This window comes from Novosphingobium sp. G106 (genome assembly GCF_019075875.1).
GTDB lineage: Bacteria > Pseudomonadota > Alphaproteobacteria > Sphingomonadales > Sphingomonadaceae > Novosphingobium.
On the sequence record NZ_JAHOOZ010000004.1, the window covers coordinates 90618 to 110244 of the forward strand.

General features: G+C 63.0%; 15 protein-coding genes and 3 pseudogenes. 5 read left to right on the forward strand and 13 right to left on the reverse strand.

The annotated features are described in order from the left end of the window. Window positions 1-261 precede the first annotated feature (261 nt). On the forward strand, window positions 262-1467 hold the full coding sequence (locus KRR38_RS34270) for an AAA family ATPase (RefSeq protein WP_217408227.1): 1206 nt from the start codon (window positions 262-264) through the stop codon (window positions 1465-1467). A gap of 229 nt (window positions 1468-1696) precedes the next feature. Continuing rightward, window positions 1697-2682, forward strand: a pseudogene (locus tag KRR38_RS34275) (ParB/RepB/Spo0J family partition protein). A 258-nt stretch (window positions 2683-2940) separates the two neighbouring features. Here KRR38_RS34275 and KRR38_RS34280 read toward each other — a convergent pair. After that, a complete protein-coding gene (locus KRR38_RS34280; RefSeq protein ID WP_254515906.1) occupies window positions 2941-3984 on the reverse strand; it encodes a hypothetical protein in 1044 nt (347 codons plus the stop codon). 450 nt (window positions 3985-4434) lie between these two features. Here KRR38_RS34280 and KRR38_RS34285 point away from each other — a divergent pair, with 450 nt between their 5' ends. Further along, complete coding sequence (locus KRR38_RS34285) at window positions 4435-5325, forward strand: recombinase family protein (RefSeq protein WP_217408228.1); 891 nt, start codon at window positions 4435-4437, stop codon at window positions 5323-5325. 33 nt (window positions 5326-5358) lie between these two features. Here KRR38_RS34285 and KRR38_RS36840 read toward each other — a convergent pair whose 3' ends face one another. The 4 genes and pseudogenes from KRR38_RS36840 to KRR38_RS34300 all read right to left on the reverse strand — a co-directional run bounded on the left by KRR38_RS36840 (window position 5359) and on the right by KRR38_RS34300 (window position 9065). Beyond that, window positions 5359-5715, reverse strand: coding sequence for a hypothetical protein (locus KRR38_RS36840; RefSeq protein WP_254515907.1), 357 nt, complete (start codon window positions 5713-5715; stop codon window positions 5359-5361). Between the two features lie 358 nt (window positions 5716-6073). After that, a pseudogene (locus KRR38_RS38160) lies at window positions 6074-6496 on the reverse strand (TniQ family protein); the annotation flags it as partial. Continuing rightward, window positions 6493-7416, reverse strand: coding sequence for a TniB family NTP-binding protein (locus tag KRR38_RS34295; RefSeq protein WP_217408230.1), 924 nt, complete (start codon window positions 7414-7416; stop codon window positions 6493-6495). The gene KRR38_RS34295 and the pseudogene KRR38_RS38160, both read right to left, overlap by 4 nt. Beyond that, window positions 7413-9065 carry a Mu transposase C-terminal domain-containing protein gene (locus KRR38_RS34300; RefSeq protein WP_217408231.1) on the reverse strand — a complete coding sequence of 551 codons (1653 nt, stop codon included), beginning with the start codon at window positions 9063-9065 and terminating at the stop codon, window positions 7413-7415. The genes KRR38_RS34295 and KRR38_RS34300 overlap by 4 nt, the downstream gene beginning before the upstream one ends. Before the next feature lie 188 nt (window positions 9066-9253). On the opposite strand from KRR38_RS34300, the gene KRR38_RS34305 reads away from it, so the two are divergent. Beyond that, window positions 9254-10504 (forward strand): hypothetical protein, encoded by a 1251-nt coding sequence (locus KRR38_RS34305; protein ID WP_217408232.1) that lies wholly within the window; start codon window positions 9254-9256, stop codon window positions 10502-10504. 83 nt (window positions 10505-10587) lie between these two features. Beyond that, on the forward strand, window positions 10588-11718 hold the full coding sequence (locus tag KRR38_RS34310) for a tyrosine-type recombinase/integrase (protein WP_217408370.1): 1131 nt from the start codon (window positions 10588-10590) through the stop codon (window positions 11716-11718). Window positions 11719-11748: 30 nt separating this feature from the next. On the opposite strand, the gene arsH is transcribed toward KRR38_RS34310, so the two are convergent. The 8 genes and pseudogenes from arsH to KRR38_RS34350 all read right to left on the reverse strand — a co-directional run. Further along, window positions 11749-12489, reverse strand: a complete 741-nt coding sequence (arsH, locus tag KRR38_RS34315; protein ID WP_217408233.1) for an arsenical resistance protein ArsH — start codon at window positions 12487-12489, stop codon at window positions 11749-11751. Between the two features lie 299 nt (window positions 12490-12788). Then, window positions 12789-13865: an ACR3 family arsenite efflux transporter gene (gene arsB, locus KRR38_RS34325; RefSeq protein WP_217408234.1), complete on the reverse strand. Its 1077-nt coding sequence runs from the start codon at window positions 13863-13865 to the stop codon at window positions 12789-12791. Further along, window positions 13862-14293, reverse strand: coding sequence for an arsenate reductase (glutaredoxin) (gene arsC, locus KRR38_RS34330; RefSeq protein ID WP_217408235.1), 432 nt, complete (start codon window positions 14291-14293; stop codon window positions 13862-13864). Before arsC ends, arsB begins: the two co-directional genes overlap by 4 nt. Beyond that, window positions 14293-14820, reverse strand: a complete 528-nt coding sequence (locus KRR38_RS34335) for an arsenate reductase ArsC (RefSeq protein WP_217408236.1) — start codon at window positions 14818-14820, stop codon at window positions 14293-14295. Before KRR38_RS34335 ends, arsC begins: the two co-directional genes overlap by 1 nt. Window positions 14821-14831: 11 nt before the next feature. Beyond that, a complete protein-coding gene (locus tag KRR38_RS34340; RefSeq protein WP_217408237.1) occupies window positions 14832-15164 on the reverse strand; it encodes a helix-turn-helix transcriptional regulator in 333 nt (110 codons plus the stop codon). A gap of 134 nt (window positions 15165-15298) precedes the next feature. Further along, entirely contained in the window at window positions 15299-16507 is a 1209-nt protein-coding gene (locus KRR38_RS34345; RefSeq protein ID WP_217408238.1) for an MFS transporter, read from the reverse strand. Further along, window positions 16504-18111, reverse strand: a complete 1608-nt coding sequence (locus tag KRR38_RS36850) for an efflux RND transporter permease subunit (RefSeq protein WP_309141264.1) — start codon at window positions 18109-18111, stop codon at window positions 16504-16506. The genes KRR38_RS34345 and KRR38_RS36850 overlap by 4 nt, the downstream gene beginning before the upstream one ends. Then, window positions 18101-19627 (reverse strand): annotated as a pseudogene (locus tag KRR38_RS34350) (efflux RND transporter permease subunit); the annotation flags it as partial. The pseudogene KRR38_RS34350 and the gene KRR38_RS36850, both read right to left, overlap by 11 nt.

The window sequence follows — 19627 nt, forward strand, 5'->3', positions numbered from 1 at the left end:
ATGCACCGAGATCATCGGTATGAACGCGTAGGCGGGATTTGCGCGCTCGGGCGCCCTCCCCTGCCCCATGCTCGCGTCCCTCTTTGAGCATTCGAACGGCTCCGAGATCATCGGTCGAATTTGCTGGAAGCGAGCTTGCGGGAGCAGCCCACGACAAAACGGATCGGAGATCATCGGTCGAGTTGCAAGTTTGATGGGCAATTCTTGCTCGAAACTGCCAAGAGCGCTAATAGCCCCTATCAAACCCACAAAGTGATGGCCATGGCGACAGAACAACTCTTTGAAGCACCCGTCGACGATCTCATCGAGGACGGTCTTGCGACCCTTCACCGAAAGGCTCTGACGATCCTCAAACGGTTGAGGGATAGCGCGCTCGATCCCGAGACTGGTGCCAAGAAGGGGCCGTCCTTCCCGATCTCCAAGGCAGCCTCGCTCGTCGGGCGAACGGCTTCGGCCATTCGCGAGGCCGAGCGTGACGGACGCCTCCCCGAGCGCGACCGCACGGCTTCGGGACACCGCCTACAATACACGCTCGAAGAACTAGACCACATGCGCAATGTATTTGGGACGCGTCCGTGGCGCGCGCCAACCGACACGCCGGCCATCTTGTCGGTGTCGAATTTCAAGGGCGGCGTCGGCAAGTCGACGATCGCCTTGCATCTTGCGCAGCATTTCGCGATCCGCGGTTACCGGGTCCTGTTCATCGACTGCGACAGCCAGGCGAGTTCGACGATGATGTTTGGCTATCGTCCGGACATTGACCTCGGCGAAGAGGACACGCTCTATGGCCACTTCCACAACCCGGAACTGCTCGGCGTGCGCAAGATTATCCGCAAGACCCATTTCCATGGGCTCGATCTGATCCCCGCTAACCTCAAGCTCTACAATCTCGAATATGAGATCGCCGGCTATCTCGCGCAAAACCAGAGCTTCGACATCATCGACCTGATCTCCCAGGCGATCGAAGAGGTCGTCGACGATTACGACATCGTCGTGATGGACCCTCCCCCTGCCCTCGGCATGGTTTCCATGGCCGTCCTCCAGGCGGCCAATGCCATGGTCATTCCGATGCCGCCGAGTGTCATCGATTTTGCTTCGACGGTCTCGTTCATCGACATGGCTCGCACCACGATGAAGCAGCTTGAGCAGCTCGGTGGGCGCGTGAAACCGGCCTATAATTTCATTCGACTGGTCGGCAGCCGGGTCGACGAAAGCAAGTCGATGCAGCGCGAGATCCTGGCGATGATGCGCCAGGTCTTTGGCGGTTCGATGCTGAATTCGGTGCTGCGCACGAGCGCTGAAATCGACAATGCGAGCTCCCGTATGAAGACCGTTTTCGAGCTCGACAGGCCGGTCACGTCGCATGAAGTGCACAATCGATGCATGAAGCATCTGACCGATGTTTGCCACGATATCGAGACCGACGTTCTGCGCACATGGGAAAGCCGGGCAGGGGTAGTCTCATGACAGTTGCCACGTGGCAACGCGGGACAGAAAACGCGTCTAATCATAGGCTTGTGCCTGCGAATTGGTGCGGACCTGGAGAGCCAGGAGTTTGCGCAAACTATGCCGGCCGGGATCAGTTGCCACGTGGCAACCAGCTTGCCGATTCCCGACACAATCCTACCAAAACTGGCGCAGTTGCCACGTGGCAACCGGCGCCCCATTGTCTCTAAAGGAATCGGAAGCGAGCGATATGGCAAAGGGAAATCAAGGGTTCGGGAGCAGCCTCACGGAAGGTCTCGAGGAGGACGGGGGGCCTTGACGTCGCACCGGCGGCCGAGAGCATCATGGCAAGCCGTTCACAGACGCTGGCGCGGCTCGCCACCGGAAAAGTTGTCACCGACCGCACCGAATGGGTGGACCCGGCCCGGTGCAGGCCCTGGCGTCTCCACAACCGCGATCTCGACCATCTCGACGAAGACAGCTGCAGAGATCTCATCGACGCATTCCTGTCGGCGAAAAAGCAGCGCATCCCGGCAATCGTCCGGCGTCTTCAGGGAGACCCCGATTACGATTACGAGATCATCGCAGGCGTTCGGCGGTGGTGGACCGTCAAATGGCTGAGGGAGCACCATCATCCAGAGTACGAATATCTCGTCACTATCCAGCGGGTCTCGGACGAGGAGGCATTCCGGGTCTCAGATATCGAGAACCGCTCGCGCAAGGATATCTCCGACTGGGAGAGGGCCAAGGAGTACTCGCAGGCGCTAGTCGAGTTCTACAACGCTTCGCAATCGGAGATGGCTGAGCATCTCAACATCTCGAAGTCGTGGCTGAGCCGCCTGCTCGACGTAGCGCGGCTGCCCGACGCCGTCCTGCCGGCTTTCGCCGATAAGCATGAAATCACGGTTAGGGTCGCGCGCGACATCAAGCCATTGACCGGGGAGCGCCGCACTCTCGAATTGATGGCGGCAGAAGCAAGCCGGATAGCGGCCGACCGCGAAGATGTGGGCACGCGGCTTTCGGGAGCCGAGATCGCCAAGCGGCTGGTTCGCGCGACCATGGCTTCCAAGCCCAAGCAAACCGGCGAAGTCCAGGTGAAGGGCAGGGCGGGCAAAGCCATGCTTCGCTACCAACGGGGTCCGAGGGGGGAGCCTGACACTTAAGGTCCTGCCGCAGTCGGGAGCTTCGACCGATGAATTGCTCGCAGCAATCCGGACAGTGCTCGAAAAGGCGTGAAATCGGTGCGGGGCAACCCCTGACCACATTAAGACGCTCGCCGAGGCGGTCTTGGCAGGTTGTTTGCCGGAAATGCCACGTAGAAGCTCCAGGAGCGCCTTTTAGCATGCTCCGCTGCATTACCCCTCGGTGGAGTCATGTTGCCTCTGTATGGCCCTTAAAATGGATGTACATATTCCATTGAAATATCAATTGGTTATGGGAACTCGTTCATCTGAACGCCCCCGGAACGGCAGCCGAGCCGAGTCTGAGCCGTTGTCAGTCGTCATCGTCCATGCGTGAGATGATCCCGGCGCGGGAACCAAGCATCTCATCTATCTTTGCCATCTCTTCGTCAAATGCTTCGAAGGCAGCTGCGAGGCTTCGATCTGCGGGCAGGGGAGCGGCCTCCCTGGCCGGGCGTCCTTTCTTAGCGGCGACATAGCCGAACTCGGTCGCCAGGTCAGGTGTCAAGAATACCCGCCAGGTCCGACGCTGCGTAATCTCGGCGACGAGACCGATTGCCTTAGCGCGTTCGAGCAATTTGCTGGCGCCGGCCACGCTGAGGCCCAGCAGATCGGCAACCGATTGCGGCGATAGTAAGGGCCGGTGCTGGGTGAGAGCGAGAAGGGCAGGGAGGGCGCCGGGACGATATTCGGCCACGATCGCGCGCTGTGCGTCGCGGTAAAGCCTCTCGAGGTCGTGCAGGCGATCGAGATTGCCCACGGCTCTTGCCTCAAGGTCGCGCAGTACCGCGAGCCAGTCCGCATCGGAGATGGTCCTTTTCATCCGGAAGACTTTCGCGCCCCCGGTGAGGCAGGGCAGGGGGGTGGCCGTAAGCCTGGCATCGCGCAGCGCAAAGGGGAGGGCGAGCCAGGGCTCGAGCCCACCGTTGGCGCGAGCATACTGCCGCACGGCATCGAGCGCGCGGATCAGCGGAGGGTGCAGGCCGGCCTCGGCAGGTTCGCCGACCGCAGTCGTCAAGCTGTCCCGCCAGGCGAGGCGATCGGGATCGGCGAGCGCGGCTTGCCATTCGTCAAAGCGATCGAACTGGTCGAGGTTGGTCGCACGCAAGGCGCGGCCAGGGATTTGCAGGCCGCAGCCCCAGGAAAATACGTCGATTTCATCGAGCTCGGCCGACTGCAGCTGCAGTGCCCTCGCGTAACCGCTCCACATCGCGCGGCGATTCCAGGCCGAAGCCACCGAACTCACGCAAACCCGGGCATCGAGCCGCGCAATCGCGCCCGTGCAAGAGGCGATCGCACTGGCCATCTGCGGGCTATAAGCGGGGCCGTAAGGGCCCGATCCGGGAGCCTGTTCCATGCCATCTTTTAACCCAGAAGCCATTTCAGTCAACTTAGCCTTGATTAGCAGTCGTGATAAGGAAAGAGTATCGCGACCCTATCATTATGGCGAAATCCGCGATATCGCTCGCGCCTGTCGGTTTCCCCATACGACCGGACTCTGGCCTACCGCACGACGTAGCGCGTCAGGATGTCCCCAAACTGCCGGATTTTGGGCCCCAAACCACCGGACTGGCATCGGCTCAGCCGCGAAAACCCCGCAGAACTGTAGGCTTTTGGATCCCGCCGCAGTGCGCAAGCCGGCGCTGCCTGTCCGCGCGGGGGGAACCCGGCCGAAGGTGCCGTTTTGCGGCCGGAGAGATGAACGGATGGAGCGCGCCCGCTTCAATCAGCTCTGGCCAGGATGCCCTCAAACTTATATCATACGGGGGCAACCGTTCGGATGTCCCCGTTCTATGAAATGTGACAAATGGCCCTGATCGGCTACGCCCGCGTCTCCACCGACGAGCAGGACACCGCGGCGCAGCGTGATGCGCTGCATGCCGATGGGTGCAGTGTCATTCTTGAGGACAAAGCGAGCGGCGGTAGCCGCGACCGGCCGAACCTGGCGCGCGCGATCGCGCGCGTGGGGCAGGGGGACACGTTGCTGGTGGTCCGGATCGACCGCCTCGCTCGTTCGCTGTCGCACCTGCTCGAGATCGTCGAGACCCTCCGCGCGAAAGGGGCCTACTTCCGCTCGATCAACGATCCGATCGATACCTCAAGCGCGCAGGGTATGTTGATGACGCAGATGCTGGGCGCCTTCGCAGAATTCGAGCGGGCGCTGATCCGGGAGCGCACGCGGGCAGGCCTCAAGGCCGCGGTCGCGCGCGGCGCCAGGCCGGGAAATCCGCGCATGCGCGCGCGCGACCCCGTCGCCATCGACGATATTCGCTACAGCCTCAATGAGCGTCATCTCAATGAGCTGCTTGACGGCAGACAGCGCTGGCTGCCGACGGTCCAGCGGCTGCGACCACACCTTCCTTGGGCGCTGGTGCTGCGGCAGATTCGGGCCATTACGCCGCCCGCGCGCTCATTTACGGAGCGGACGCTGGTGAAGGCCTGCCGCACCTTGGTTAAAGCCGGCTATGCCGAGCCGGGTATCCTCGATCCCGCGCCGCGCCTCCCCCCAGATACAAGGGGCGCACGCCTTGTCGCCGATCGGTTGCGCACGCACCCGGGTTCTTCGCTGCGAGACATCGCCACGTGGTTGTCCAAGGACTTGCGCGAGCCAACTCCTCGTGGAGGGTTGGCCTGGTCTCCGGAAGGTGTCAGGCGTCTTGTCGCGCAGGCCCGAGCGCTTCGATTGATCGACGAATGACGGAACCTCGGGGGTTCACCCGTCAGCACGCGCTTAACCGGCCGAAGCAAAGGAACGATTGAGCGCCCATATCGTCCGTTCGAGCTTGCCGACGACATGATGGTGTCTTGCGCGCCTTCGGGTTTCCTTGATGCGGCGTCCGAAGGAAGGAGACCATCGCGCGGGCTCCGCGAGGAACTTGTCTATCGCGGTGTTGTCGGCTGCCGAAATGAAGCTCTCGATGGCTGGTGGGTCACTGGGGGCGTATAGCAGACGACCCGCTTCGTCCTTCGCGTCGAGGATGGCACATGCGGCAGCCAGCATGCATCGGCGTTTCAGCACGCTGGCGACTGCCAAGGGGAACAGCGAATCGCTGGCCAGGAATTCGGGACGCAACAGACCGAGTTTCATAGCGGTGCAGGCATAGGCATTCAGGGGGGATGCTCGACGGTGTGAATCCCAACCGATTGCGGGCCAGGAGACCGCAGATGTCTCGCACTTCGTTGAGAAGCTGGCTTGCGGAGGTGAAGTTGAAGCGGAACTGGTCGGGCGTTCTACCCCGCAACGCCGTCTGAACCTCGGCTTCGAACGCGATTACGCAATCCCAGCAATCGCGCAGCTCCTTGCTGGCGTGGAGGACTTCGGGGAGTGACCGCTCAAGGGGACGCCAGCACTCGGCGCAGAGCATGCGCAGCGGGCCGCGAGTTGGCGCTGCAAATTTCCAACGGATGGAGCCGCAGGCAGCGCAGCGGTCCGAGAGCGGCCAGCGATGCAAGTGGCAGAATCCAAGGGAGGCATTCACCCACTGTTGCCTGATGTGGGCTGGTCGGCCGACAGCAAAATCTTCCGCGAGGCACCGGCTGCACCAGGCGATTGCGAGCCGTGGCGCCGGTCTCAAACCTTCACGTTCGGTCGGAAATGGTGCCCAATCCCAAGCCAGAAAATCGACCGGCAAGTGAGGAAATCGGCGGACGAAGGTGCTTGCCGCCAGTTGCGATGGTTCGACGTTGAACCTATCGCAGGCGGAATTGAGCCAAGTCCTGGTTGGCCGGATATCCGGATGCCGCCATGCTCCCTTGCTGTCGCGGACAGCCTTGGGTTCAGGAAGTCCACGCCCTCGGAGATTGTGGCGTCGTCGCGCGAACCACGAAGTCAGAAGCTCATCGGGGAGAGGGTCAAGGTACTCATTCATGCCACGCGTCGGCGCATGGCGCGGGCGGTACTGGCGATCACCTGCATGGATACCAGCGGCAGCAGCAGTTGCTCGTCATCGAAGCTGTCTGCGTCGATCATTTCGCGGCCGCTGCGGATAGCTGCGATGGAAACCGCCTCCATCAGGCGAAATATCCGGCCCGTCACGCCTGCGGTTAGTGCGATGACGCGCTGACGCACATCGTTGGAATCGAGATTGGAGGGACGGCGCAGCGGCAGCAGTCCGGTGAAACTTGCCATGAGCTGGCGCAGGGCATGATCATTGCGCCAAGGGACCAGTTCGAGCGCCGCAAAGCGGTCGGCGAGGTTGGGATCGGTAAGCACGGCAATGCGCGCGTCCTCGGTGCCTGCGCACACGATCGGGATCCTGAGATCGTTGGTCAGGAAGCGGATGGTGTTGAGGAAGATCCTTTGCTGGCGCGGTGAGCCTGCCAACATCTTGTCGATCTCGTCGAGCACCAGGACCTTGGTCCCGAATTCCGCGAGGGTTCGCCGAGCAAGAGAGCGCAGGGATCGCAATGACATGTGGTCGAATTCGGAATAGTTCATCGCCAGCATCAGCTCGGTGTAGAACTCTTCCTCGGTTGGCTGAGGCGGCATCTGCACCACCACGACCGGCATGGTCGTGAGACCGGCGCGCTTGTCGTAGGCGGCCGTGTGGAGTTCGGCAAAGCGATGGAGGATCTCGCTCTTGCCCATGCCGGTCAAGCCGAACAGCAACAGGCAGGGCATTCGCCCGCGCTGTGGATAGGTCACAAGATCTTCAAGCCGCCCAAGGGCGATCTCAGCTTGCGGCAAGGAAATCCAGCGGTCGCGGCGTAGCCAGTCGATGCGAGCTTCGTCGCTGTATTCCGCTTGTTCGCGGTATGCCGGAAACAGGTGATCGTAGAGATCGGTCATGGTCGCTCCTCGATCTGGAAGGGGACGATCGGCTGCTGTGCATCAGGATCTTGCTCCGGTAGCGATGGGGGCGGAGGCTTGCCTCCATGCGGAGCACCGGCCTCAAGGGCATAGGCAATGCGCTGCGCGGATTTTCTGGCGGCCTTGGTCTTGTCGACCGCTTCGAGCACGATGCGGCGCTGCTGGTTGACCATTTCAAACAGAGATTGCTCATCCACGGCCTGGCGACCGCGCTCGCGTAGTGCCTTCAGCGCCTGATCATGCTCGAACTTGGTAATGGGAGGTCGTCGCCGGTCGCGCAGCGGAACCGCCAGGTGATTCCCATCAAGCAGTTCGAGATAGACCGCCGACAAATTGAGCGGGTTGTACTTGATTGGGAGCTTGTGGTCGCAATTGGCGGCGAGGCTCACCAAGGCGCCGTGCCAGTAGAAGGCGTGGAACAGTTCGATGCCCTCGCGCCGGACCTTGCGCATCTCGAAGGGCAGAAAGTCGAGGAGGAATGACTCAGTATCGGCAGGCAAGCGCGGCGTGGCTGGGCGAGCGCCAAGCGCGTCGGCCCATGCTGTGAGCGGGGGTACCCCAAGTTCGCTATGGATGGTGTCGTGATACACACCGACCTGGATGGCGAACCAGCGCTCGAAGTCCCGGAGGGTCATGCAGGCCTGACCCTCGGCATCGTAGTCGCCCTTTTCCTGGATGTTGGAAAAGGTCGTACCGGGCAGGAGGTGCACCTCGCCGATCGTCGTGCCGACCAAGCGCTCAATGTGCCCACCATAATGCGGCGTTCGCTTGGGCCGATACCTGAGTTCAATCCCGTGCTGCTGGCAGCCGCGCATGAGCGCGCGGGAGTGGAACTCGCGGGCATTGTCGAGGTGCAGCACGTCTGGAATGCCGGACACCGGGTATTGGATCGAGATTTCCCGATCCTGCAGCCAGGCTGCCTTCGGGAGGACCGCGTGCCGGATGGCCATGCCTACCGAGGTGGCCGAAGGGTGTTCGAGCGAAATGTAGAAGCCGGGGATGACCCGCGTAGCCACATCGACTTGCAGGGTCAGCATCGGGCGGCACAGCGGTTTGCGGAAATGCTCGTCTACGATGATGATGTCGGCCGGGGTGTGATCCATCTGGACCACCTGCAGAGGGTAATCTGCGGCGTATGACTGGACCACCGGTCGGTATCGATCAGCGGCGGCCTTGGCTCCGTCACGAGCCTTGACCAGGCGTTCCCGCTCGATCGCAGCGATGCGCGCAACGACGGTATTGCGCGCGGGGGTCCGCAAGGCGTGCTCATGGCAGGCATGCCGGATGGCGCGAACGAGCTGCGCGACATTTGGTTTGGGGCGGGTCAGGTAGAACTGCTCGATTTGCTCGGCGATGAGCTGATCAAGCTCGGGCGCGAGGCGTCGCCGACCTTTGGGATAGCCGTCGGTCAGATCGAGCAGAGAGCTGGTCACCGGGGCCTCACGATAGCGTGCGACCAATTCGAAGATCCGCGACCGGCTCAAGCCCAGCTCGGCGCTGACCTCGTTGATGGCTTTGCGCGTGATCTTGGGCAGGTCGGCGAGCGCGCGAATTACCGGCTCGCGGATGCATGCGATGCGCCAAGCCGTAGAATCGGCCCTCATAAGGGAGGTACCCAATTCGGCCATGACCTATCCCCGTTTGTGTCAGGGACTCGTGTTGCCGGGTCCGGTCGTATTGTAGCAAACGTGCACTTTGAGAGCGACGGTCCGGAGGTTTATTAACGCATGGCCATTGGAATCCCGCCGGTTTTCAGTCCGGCCGCTTTCTGAAAACGACAGTACAGGCCGCCGAGGCGGGCAGGGGCGACAAGCGCGTGGAAAAGACGGTATTCTGGTCATGGCAGAGCGATCTCGACGCCCGCGTAACGCGCGACGTGATCCGATCGGCGCTCGATCAGGCGATCGGCATGCTGGCTGCCGATCTCGACGAGGCCGATCGGCCGAGCCTCACCTCGGACACACAGGGCGTCGCCGGCACGCCTGATATTGTTGCGACGATCCTGCGCAAGATCGACGAAGCCGCGGTGTTCGTGGGCGATGTCACACCGATCGCTGTCTCGGCGAGCGGGAAGGCCTGCGCCAATCCGAACGTGCTCATCGAACTCGGCTACGCACATCGCGCTCTTGGCGAGAACCGCATCCTGCAAGTCTGGAACACGGCGTTCGAAGGCGCCGCCGTCGATAAGCTGCCTTTCGATATGCGAGGGCGGCGCGGACCTATTGCTTTCCACCTGGCGGTCGATGCCGATCGCGAGGAACTGCGGCGCGTGCGCGCAGACCTCGCAAAGCGTGTGGCCGAGTATCTTCGACTGGCGATGGATCAGTTGCCGGCACCGCTTCCCGAGGCGGTGCATTGGCAACCGCATTTCGCCGGCGACGCCAACCTTTGGTTCGACCGATCCGAGCCGCAGCTGGTGACAAACCCGGCCCACGGCACCACCAAATTTGTCTGGAAGGACAAATATCCGGGATATGCACGGGTGATCCCCTCAAAATGGGCTGCCAACCCCGGCGCCAAACAGGCTCTGGCCAACCACCCTGGACATGCGGCGCTGCTCGCCCGCGCCAATACGCTGAGCTACGGCATCAGCCGAGGCGGCGCGGTGGTCTATTGGCCCGGGACGGCGGAGGAGGGGGTCTATCCGACCCTCGCGGCGACCCAGTGGTTCGAGCAGACCGGCGAGTTCTGGGGCGTGGGTGGCGGCTTTCTCTTCGACCGTGAGGGTGATCGCCTGACGCTCGCGACCGGATATTTCTACCAACGGTGGCTCGGTTTTCTGGAGCGCAACTGCGCTCTCGCGCTTGCGCATGGAGGCTCGCTCCCGATCCATGTGCGTCTGGGCGTGAGCGATCTTCGCGGAAGCTGGTGGCCGCGCGGTCGCTTCGACTTTGGTGATGAGGGTTACGCGGCCGTCGAGGATTCCTACGAATATGACGCGACACTGACGTCCGTCGAGCCCGGCGAGCTCCAGCGTGTCGCGGTCGAGGCCTTCAATGGCCTTGCGGCGGCCTATGGCATCGAGCCTTTCACCCATGAGCAGATCGTCAAGGAATCGAGGCTCTAGCGGTGGAAGAGCTGCCCGCCCTGTTATCGCTGATCCCATCTCCGCCAAACTCCGGGATCGATCTCGTCTGGGAGGTGACGAAGATGGGGACCAGGGGGACGATCACCGTCAATAAGGCGCTGATCGACGCCTTCCAGGCTGCCTCGTCACCTCACAGCATCCGCGCGCTGAAATCCGACATCGAAGCGTTCGACGCCTGGTGTCGGCGAACCAATCGGTTCGCGCTGCCGGCGACGGCCGAGACCGTAGCCGATTATCTCGACGGGCGGGCTGGGAAGGGGGGCAAGCCGGCCTCGCTTAGCCGCTACAAGGCATCGATCGCCAAGATCCACCAGCTGCTCGGCCTCACCGATCCGACGGTGGCGCCGCTGGTCAAGCTGCGCCTGGCGGCCATCCGCCGCGAGAAGGGGACCGCACAGAAACAGGCGCGGCCGCTGCGCTTCAAAGGGCCGGTGCGGGACGCGGTGCGCGATGCGCCGCGCGGCCTCAACATCCGCGCGCTGCTCCTCGCCTGCGACGACGATCTGCCGGGGCTGCGCGACCGTGCACTGCTTTCGACGGCCTACGACACCGGCTTGCGCGCATCCGAGTTGGTGGCTGTCCAGGTCGAGCACATAGTGGAAGCCATCGATCCCGACGCCCGGCTGCTGACCATCCCGCGCAGCAAAGGCGATCAGGAAGGGGAGGGGGCCACCGCCTTTCTAAGCCCGCGGAGTGTGCAGGCCATCATCGCGTGGCAACGGGCATCGGGCATCGACAGCGGCGCGCTGTTCCGCCGGGTGCAAGTGCGACGCTACAAGGCGCGCCCTGCCGTGAAGGGGCGGCGCATCGACAGCATATCGAGCCGCGAGACGTGGGATCTGCGCAAGACCTTGTCGCACCCCGCAATAGCAGCTCGTGTCGAATATGACGTGGGGGAGGGGTCCCTTCATCCTGGCTCGATTGGCCCGATCTATCGAGCGGTCATACAGCGGGCATTCGACAAGGCGGCGTTGAGCGATCTCTCGGCCGAGGACCTCGCGAGGCTGCTCAAAGGAATCAGCGCCCATTCCACGCGCATCGGGCTCAACCAGGACCTGTTCAGTGTCGGTGAGGAATTGTCGGGCATCATGGATGCGCTGCGCTGGAAGAGTCCGCGGATGCCGCTGGAATACAACCGCAACCTGGCGGCGGAGGCTGGTGGGGCGGGGCGGCTGTTGTCACGTCTCGCATAGACCATCCCTTTGGTCTTATCGTGTCGATGGTCAGGCGATCGATCGTGAAGTGAGATCGCTGGCCGCATCCCGCTTCGCCGCACCAGCCTTGCGTTCGGAATAGCGATCGACAAGCTGTTCGGCATGGCCACGCGTCAGCACGGTAAAGCGGACCAGTTCCTCCATCACGTCGACGATGCGGTCATAGTAACTCGATGTCTTCATCCGCCCGGCTTCGTCGAACTCCTTGAACGCCATGGCGACGCTCGACTGGTTGGGGATCGTGATCATCCGCATCCAGCGACCAAGCAGGCGAAGCGTGTTGACCGCGTTGAACGATTGCGAGCCGCCCGATACCTGCATCACCGCGAGTGTTCGCCCCTGGGTGGGCCTCATGCCGCCGAACTCCAGCGGCAGATGGTCTATCTGCGCCTTCATGATGCCGGTGATCTGGCCGTGCCGTTCCGGGCTGCACCAGACTTGACCTTCCGACCACAGCGCATGCTCGCGCAGTTCGTGCACTGCGGGATGATCGTCTGCCTTAACCTGATCCGGCAGGGGCAAGTCGCTCGGATCGAAAATTCGCACTTCCGCACCGAAAAGGATCAGCAGTCGTGCCGCTTCCTCGACCGCGAGCCGACTAAATGAACGCTCACGGAGCGAACCGTATAGAAGCAGGATCCGCGGCGGATGGTCGAGCGCGCCGAGGCCTGCCGCGAGATGAAGACGAACCACGTCGCGGTCTAGCGCCGGCATGTAATCGGGGTCGGCAAGGGTACGAAGACGCGACATCAGGCAATCCACTTGAAGAGAAGGGCAGCGCTCGCCGGGCAGAGCGTTCGAAACTCGGCTGACGGGGCGATGACGGCCGGCACGGCGGCGCGTTTAGCGGTTTCATAGCCGTGCCGCCGGAAGAACGGTTCAGCCGTGGTGGTAAGCAGATAGAGGGCAGCGACCCCCCTTACCGGTTACCGCTCGCTCGATCGCGCCAAGCATGGCAGCACCCAAACCGGTTCCACGTCGCTCAGGCTTTACAACCAGGGATCGCAGCAGCCGGTCATGCCCATAGCCTTCGATGCGGCCAGAGCCAATCATGCCGGCACACGTTGCTCGTACCAGGGCCGCGTCGCCTTCACGATCCTGACGACCGACAGCATGACCGGAACCTCGACAAGCACACCTACCACGGTCGCCAGTGCCGCGCCCGAGTTGAGCCCGAACAGACTGATCGCGGCAGCGACCGCCAGTTCGAAGAAGTTTGAGGCGCCGATCAGTGCCGCCGGCGCGGCCACGCACCAGGCGACACCGAACCGGCGGCTCAGCCAATAGGCGAGCCCGGCGTTGAAATAGACCTGGATGAGGATCGGCACCGCGATCAGCGCAATGACCAGCGGATGGGCGATGATCGCTTCTCCCTGGAAGCCGAACAGCAGGACGAGCGTCGTCAGCAGCGCGACCAGCGACACCGGACCTAGCCGCGCCAGCAGCCGGTCAAGTGCGGACTGCCCGCCCGATGAGAGCACCGCGCGGCGGATTAGTTGCGCGACGATCACCGGCACCACGATGTAGAGCAGCACCGAGATCAGCAGCGTTTCCCATGGGACGGTGACGGACGCGACGCCGAGCAGCAGGCCCACCAAGGGCGCGAAGGCGAACACCATGATGATGTCGTTCAGCGCGACCTGGCTCAGGGTATAGGTGGGCTCGCCGTCGCAGAGGTTGGACCAGACGAACACCATCGCGGTGCAGGGTGCAGCGGCCAGCAGGATCAGGCCGGCGATATAGGAGTTGACATCGGCGGCCGGCAGGAGCGGCCGAAACAGCCAACCCAGGAACAGCGTGCCGAGCAGCGCCATCGAGAGCGGTTTCACCGCCCAGTTGATGAACAGCGTCACCCCGACGCCCTTCCAGTGCTGCCTGACCGATCCGAGCGCGCCGAGATCGATCTTGAGCAGCATTGGGATGACCATCAGCCAGATCAGCACGGCGACCACGAGATTGACCCTGGCGACCTCAGCGGATGCAATCACCGCGAACAGGCCGGGCAGCGCGTAGCCGAGCGCGATGCCGACCAGGATGCACAGCGCCACCCAGACGCTGAGATAGCGCTCGAATGTGCTGATCGCCGGCTTGGCCGGCGCCAACGCTTCAACAGCGGTGGCGTTCATGACGCGACCCGCTGGCCGCTGTCATCGACGACGCGCTCGCCGTCTTCCTTCGTGAATGCCCCGCGCTGTTCGCTTGGCAGCAGGTCGAGCACCTCTTCGGAAGGGCGGCAGAGCTTCACCCCGAGCGGCGAGACCACGATCGGCCGGTTGATCAGGATCGGATGCTCCATCATCGCATCGATGAGCCGGTTGTCGCTGAGCGATGAATCACCCAGACCCAACTCCGCGAAAGGTGTCCCCTTCTCGCGCAGCAGCGCGCGGGGGCTGATCCCCATGCGTTCGATGAGTGACACCAGCATCGGCCGCGACGGCGGCGTCTTCAGATACTCGACGACATGCGGCTCGATCCCCGCATTGCGGATCATCGCCATCGTGTTGCGCGAGGTGCCGCACTCGGGATTGTGGTAAATCACGATGTCGGCGAGCATCAGGCAGCATCCCCGCGGCGGCTGCTCGCACCTTCGCCATGCCCGATCTCGCGGACATGCGCGCGCAGTGCCAAGGCGTCGAGCCGATCGAACGGCAAGGCAATGAACAGCTTGATGCGGTTCTCAAGGTAGCGGAGCGCCGTGACAAATGCCCGCTCGCGTTCCACCGGCGTGCCCTGGACGTGACTTGGATCCTCGATGCCCCAGTGCGCCGTCATCGGATGGCCCGGCCAGATCGGACAGGTCTCGCCCGCCGCGTCGTCGCAGACCGTGAACACGAAATCCATGACCGGTGCGTCGGCACCGGAAAACTCCTCCCAGCTCTTCGAGCGCAGGCCTTCGGTCGGATACTCGATCCGCTCAAGCACGGCGATGGCGTCCGGGTTGACGGCATCCTTGGGAAAGCTGCCGGCCGAAAAGGCGCGGAAGCGCCCGTCGCCCAACTTGTTGAGCGCGCTTTCCGCCAGGATCGAGCGGGCCGAGTTGCCGGTACACAGGAAAAGAACATTGAAGATGCGATCGGACATGACGGACTCCATCAGCAGCAGGGGACGAGTTCGGCGATCAGCGGTTCGCACAACTCCGCCTTGCCGCCGCAGCAATCCTTGACGAGGAACAGGGTCAGCGCCTTCAACTGGTCGAGATCGGCGCGATAGTTGATGATGCGGCTGCGCCGTTCCGCGTTGATCAGTCCGGCGCGCGCCAGCGTAGCGAGATGCACCGACATGGTGTTCTGCGGCACATCGAGCGCCCGCGCGACCTCGCCCGCAGCCAGTCCGTCCGGCTCGTGCCGAACCAGAAGACGAAAAGCGTCGAGGCGTGTGCCCTGTGCGAGGGCGCCCAAGGCTGCGATGGCCGAATCACTATCCATATATCCACGATAGTAGATATTAGGATATTGTCGAGGAGGCATTTGCCTTGATCGCTCGTCAGTGGTGGTCGGGCGTCCATGTGCGGACCTTGCGATCACTCGACGAGCAACCAACACCGTTCATTAAGCGAATCTCACAGCCCGCCAGGATGATTCTGCCCGTGTGCGATGGGAGGCCGCCGAACAAAAAGCAGAACCATCGCGAGGAGCGCGAAGGCCCCGCCGACGAGGAACGTCGCATCGGCGCCGAACCTATCCCAAACGAGTCCCGCGATGAGGCTTGCAAACAGCATTGTGAGCCCGGTCGCGAGATTGAACAGCCCGTAGGCCGAACCACGGAGTTCCGGCGCCGCATTGTCTGCAACGAGCTTGGCGAACAGCCCCTGCGTCAGCGCCATATGGGCTCCCCACAAGCCGATTCCGACAAATGCCCCTCTGATCCCGTGCAACATTGCCAGCGCCAGGTCGGCGAGTATCAGACAGATCATGCCCGCCGCGAGAATGGCGCGCGCCGACACGCGATCGGATAGTTTTCCGGCCGGATAGGCGCCCAATGCGTAAACGATATTCATGGCAACAAGCACCAGCGGCGCCAGCGCAAGCGGCAAGCCTTCCGCATTTGCCTTCAGGATCAGAAAAGCCTCGCTGAACCGCGCGAGCGTGAAGACAACGCCGACGGCGACCAATTCCCAGAACGGGCGCGCCAGTCGCCCGAGATCACCAAAACGGATCGGCGACCGAGCCGGAGCACTGCTGCTATGGGGCTTGGCATCATCGACACCCACAACCACGAGCAACACTGCAATGCCCGCGGGAATGGTCGCAAACCAGAAAACCGACCGGATGTCGTTGGTGAAAACGACCATCAGGCCAACGGCAAGCAACGGACCTACGAATGCGCCAATCGTGTCGAGCGACTGACGTAGCCCGAACGCTTTGCCTCGAATCTCGGGCGGCGTGACATCGGCGACCAGTGCATCTCGCGGGGCGCCGCGTAATCCCTTGCCGATCCGATCGGCAAAGCGCGCGCCGAGCACGACCGGCGCGGTCCCGGCGAGCGCGAACAGCGGCTTGGTCAGCGCTGCGAGCCCATAGCCGATCAGGATCAGCGGGCGACGCTTGCCGACACGGTCCGAAACATAGCCCGAAAACACCTTTGTGATCGAGGCGGTCGCTTCGGCAACACCGTCGATCGCGCCGACGACGGCAACGCTAACACCGAGCGTCGTCGTGAGAAACAGCGGCAGTAGCGCATGGATGATCTCGGACGACAGGTCCATGAACAGGCTGACGAACCCCAGCATCCAGACCGTGCGGGGCACTGCCGTGACGAGTGGCTTCATGCCTGAGCCATCTTGTTCTGCTCTCGGCCGAACCGTCCAAAGGCGAGCGCCAGCGTCGGCAGCACCAGCAGGTTGAGTACCATCGATGTCATCAGGCCGCCAAGGATGACGACCGCCATCGGGCCTTCGACTTCGCGACCGGGATCGCCCATGCCGACCGCGAGCGGGAGCAGCCCGAGCGCGGTGACGAGCGATGTCATGACGATCGGCACCAGCCGGTCACTCGCACCGTCGATCGCCGTGGCTGCGTTCCAGTCGCGGCCGTCGATCGCGACCAGATGTTCGAAGTGCGAAATCATCATGATCGAATTGCGTAGCGTAATGCCGGCAAGTGTCACGAACCCGATCAGCGCACCGAGCGATAATTGCCCGCCGGTGAGCAGCACCGCCACCACGCCGCCGACCATGGCGAAAGGAAGGTTGGCGAGCACCAGCAGGAGATTGCGCCAATTGCGAGTCACGACCGACAGCAGCAATATGATGCCTATGGCCGCGATCAGCGTGTTGATGAGAAGATCGCGACGGGCGTCGGCCTGGGCCTGGGCGGTCCCGGCGAAGGTGACATAGGTTCCGGCAGGGAGCTTTATTCCGCTAGCGATGCGCGCTTTGGCGGTTGCGACGAAGGCGGCGATATCACTGTCAGCCACGTTGGCGGTCACGGTCTGCACGCGGCGCGCTCCCTCATGGCGGACCTGATAGCGTCCAGACGAGGGCACGATGTCGGCCAGTTGCCGCAAGGGCACGAACGTGCCGCCCGGCGTCCGGATCGGTAGCGTGCCGATGCTCGACGGATCGTCGCGGCTGGCCCGATCGACCAGAGCGATCACGTTGAACGCGCGGTCGCCCTCATAGGTCTGACCGACAATGTCGCCTTGATAAGCGGTCCGGATCGCGTCCAGCACCTCGACCGGATTCAGCCCCCAGCGCTGAAGGTCGGCAGGCCGCAGCTTGATCCCGAGCTGTGGCAGCCCGGGCGGGGTTAGCAACTGGACATTGCCGGCATGGGGAATGCCGTTCAGGATGCCGGCGATCTGCGCAGCCTTCGCGTCGAGGACGTCAAGATCATCGCCGAAGACGTTGACCGCGACCGGGGCGGTCGTGCCGGACAGAGTCTCCTCGACACGTTCGGTCAGGAAGGTCTTCAGCGACATATTGGCGCCAGCGAAACCGCTGAGCGTCCGGTTGATCCTTGCCTGGACAGCTTCGCTTTCCTCGCCGCCAAGCGGCACGAGGTCGATGTCGAACTCGCTATAATGCGGACCCCAGATATCATCGGATTTCTGTGCGCGGCCGACACGCTGCGCGACCGAGCGGATTTCGGGAATGCGGCGTAGTGCTTTGGTGACGCGCGCGCCGAGTTCGAGCGACTGGTCGAGTGACGTACCGGGTGCCGCTGACATGTGGAGGATGAAATGCCCCTCCTTTAGTTCCGGGATGAAGCTTGTCGAGAAGAACGGGAGCGCCGAACAGCCGATAAGGATAAGGACGGTTGCCGCGATGATGACAGGCTTCGTGCGCGCGATGATTGGTGCGAGCAGCGCTTCGTAGCGCTTGCGGCTGAATCGGGCGACGGGGGGGATCGTCCATCTCGTGATGCTGGCCAGACAGCCACATCATGCCGAGCGCAGGGGTGACGGTGAGCGCGACCAGCAACGAGGCGAGCACGGCGAGGATATAGGCGATTCCAAGCGGCGCGAAGAGCCGTCCGGCAAGCCCCGACAGCGCGATGACCGGAAGGAAGACGAGAATGACCGCCAGCGTCGCATAGACAACTGCGCTGCGCACTTCGAACACAGCGTCGATCACGACGCTCGCTCTTGGGCGGGGCGCATCCAGCGCCCGGTTCTCGCGCAACCGCCGAACAATATTCTCGACACCGATGACCGCGTCATCAACCACCTCGCCGATCGCGATGGCGAGACCGCCTAATGTCATCGTGTTCAAGGTGATGCCGAAGCGCGACAGCAGCAAAGTCGCTGTCAGCAGCGACAGAGGGATGGCGGTGCAGGCGATCGCGGCTGTGCGCAGGTTGAACAGGAACAGGGAGAGGACGACGACCACGAGGATGCCACCGAGCACCAGCGAGTGCTGGATGTTCGTAAGGGCCGTACCGATGAAGTTGGCGGGGCGGAATAGATTGTCCTGCAGGGTAATACCCTGTTCCGTCAGGGCCGGCCGCAGATCCGCCAGCGCAGCGTCGACCGCCCGCGTAACCGTCAGCGTGTCAGCACCAAATTGTTGGCTCACCGTGATCATGACGCCGGGTTTGCCCATTATCGCGGCTGCACCGATCGGCGGCTCGGGCGCTTCGACCACATCGGCCACATCGCCGAGCGTCACGCGTCCGGTTGGCGCTGAAGAGATCACCGTCCCAGCGAGGTCACGCGGGTCGAGGATCTGACCCTTGCTCTCAAGAACGATCCGCTGGTTTCGTGTGTCGATCACGCCGGCGCCGCGCAGTCCGGTCGCGTTCCGGGCGGCCGCGAGCACGTCGTTGGTCGCAACGCCGTAGCGCCGTAGCCGGTCGGGATGGAGCTGTATCTGGATCGAGCGGGTCTCACCGCCGAACACCACCGCGTCGGCGACGCCGGGCACCGCGAGCAGGCTGCGACGGATCGTCCATTCCGCCGTGGTGTGAAGCGCCATCAGCGACTGACGATCCGAGGTCAATCCGAAGATGAGAACCGTGCTGGTCGATGTCGTCAGTGGCGTCAGCACTGGTGCGGCGACTCCCTGTGGCAGCGACTGGGCCACCGATGCGAGCCGTTCAGAGGCGAGCTGCCGATCGAGATAGATGTCACTGCCGGGAGCGAACATCAGGGTAATCGCCGACAGTCCCTGGATCGAGTTCGAGCGGACAGATTGGACGCCCGGCAGGCCTGCCACGACTGATTCTATTGGCCGTGTGACGAGCAGCTCGACCTGTTCAGGGGAAAGGCCGGGAGCCTCGGTCTGGATACCGACCTGGGGCGGCGCGAACTCGGGATAGACGCCATATTCGGCGCGCTGCAAGCTCAGCACGCCATAAGCTACGAGCAGGCAAGCGAGCGCGACCACGATGCCGCGGAAACGTACGGCAAAGCCGATCAGGGCGGCTTGCGGTCCTTTTGAATGCTCCAC

Coding starts and splice junctions, on each gene's coding strand:
- KRR38_RS34270 (WP_217408227.1), top strand. CDS start 262: ATGGCGACAGAACAACTCTTTGAAGCACCCGTCGACGATCTCATCGAG.
- KRR38_RS34280 (WP_254515906.1), bottom strand. CDS start 3,984: ATGGAACAGGCTCCCGGATCGGGCCCTTACGGCCCCGCTTATAGCCCG.
- KRR38_RS34285 (WP_217408228.1), top strand. CDS start 4,435: ATGGCCCTGATCGGCTACGCCCGCGTCTCCACCGACGAGCAGGACACC.
- KRR38_RS36840 (WP_254515907.1), bottom strand. CDS start 5,715: ATGAAACTCGGTCTGTTGCGTCCCGAATTCCTGGCCAGCGATTCGCTG.
- KRR38_RS34295 (WP_217408230.1), bottom strand. CDS start 7,416: ATGACCGATCTCTACGATCACCTGTTTCCGGCATACCGCGAACAAGCG.
- KRR38_RS34300 (WP_217408231.1), bottom strand. CDS start 9,065: ATGGCCGAATTGGGTACCTCCCTTATGAGGGCCGATTCTACGGCTTGG.
- KRR38_RS34310 (WP_217408370.1), top strand. CDS start 10,588: ATGGGGACCAGGGGGACGATCACCGTCAATAAGGCGCTGATCGACGCC.
- arsH (WP_217408233.1), bottom strand. CDS start 12,489: ATGTCGCGTCTTCGTACCCTTGCCGACCCCGATTACATGCCGGCGCTA.
- arsB (WP_217408234.1), bottom strand. CDS start 13,865: ATGAACGCCACCGCTGTTGAAGCGTTGGCGCCGGCCAAGCCGGCGATC.
- arsC (WP_217408235.1), bottom strand. CDS start 14,293: ATGCTCGCCGACATCGTGATTTACCACAATCCCGAGTGCGGCACCTCG.
- KRR38_RS34335 (WP_217408236.1), bottom strand. CDS start 14,820: ATGTCCGATCGCATCTTCAATGTTCTTTTCCTGTGTACCGGCAACTCG.
- KRR38_RS34340 (WP_217408237.1), bottom strand. CDS start 15,164: ATGGATAGTGATTCGGCCATCGCAGCCTTGGGCGCCCTCGCACAGGGC.
- KRR38_RS34345 (WP_217408238.1), bottom strand. CDS start 16,507: ATGAAGCCACTCGTCACGGCAGTGCCCCGCACGGTCTGGATGCTGGGG.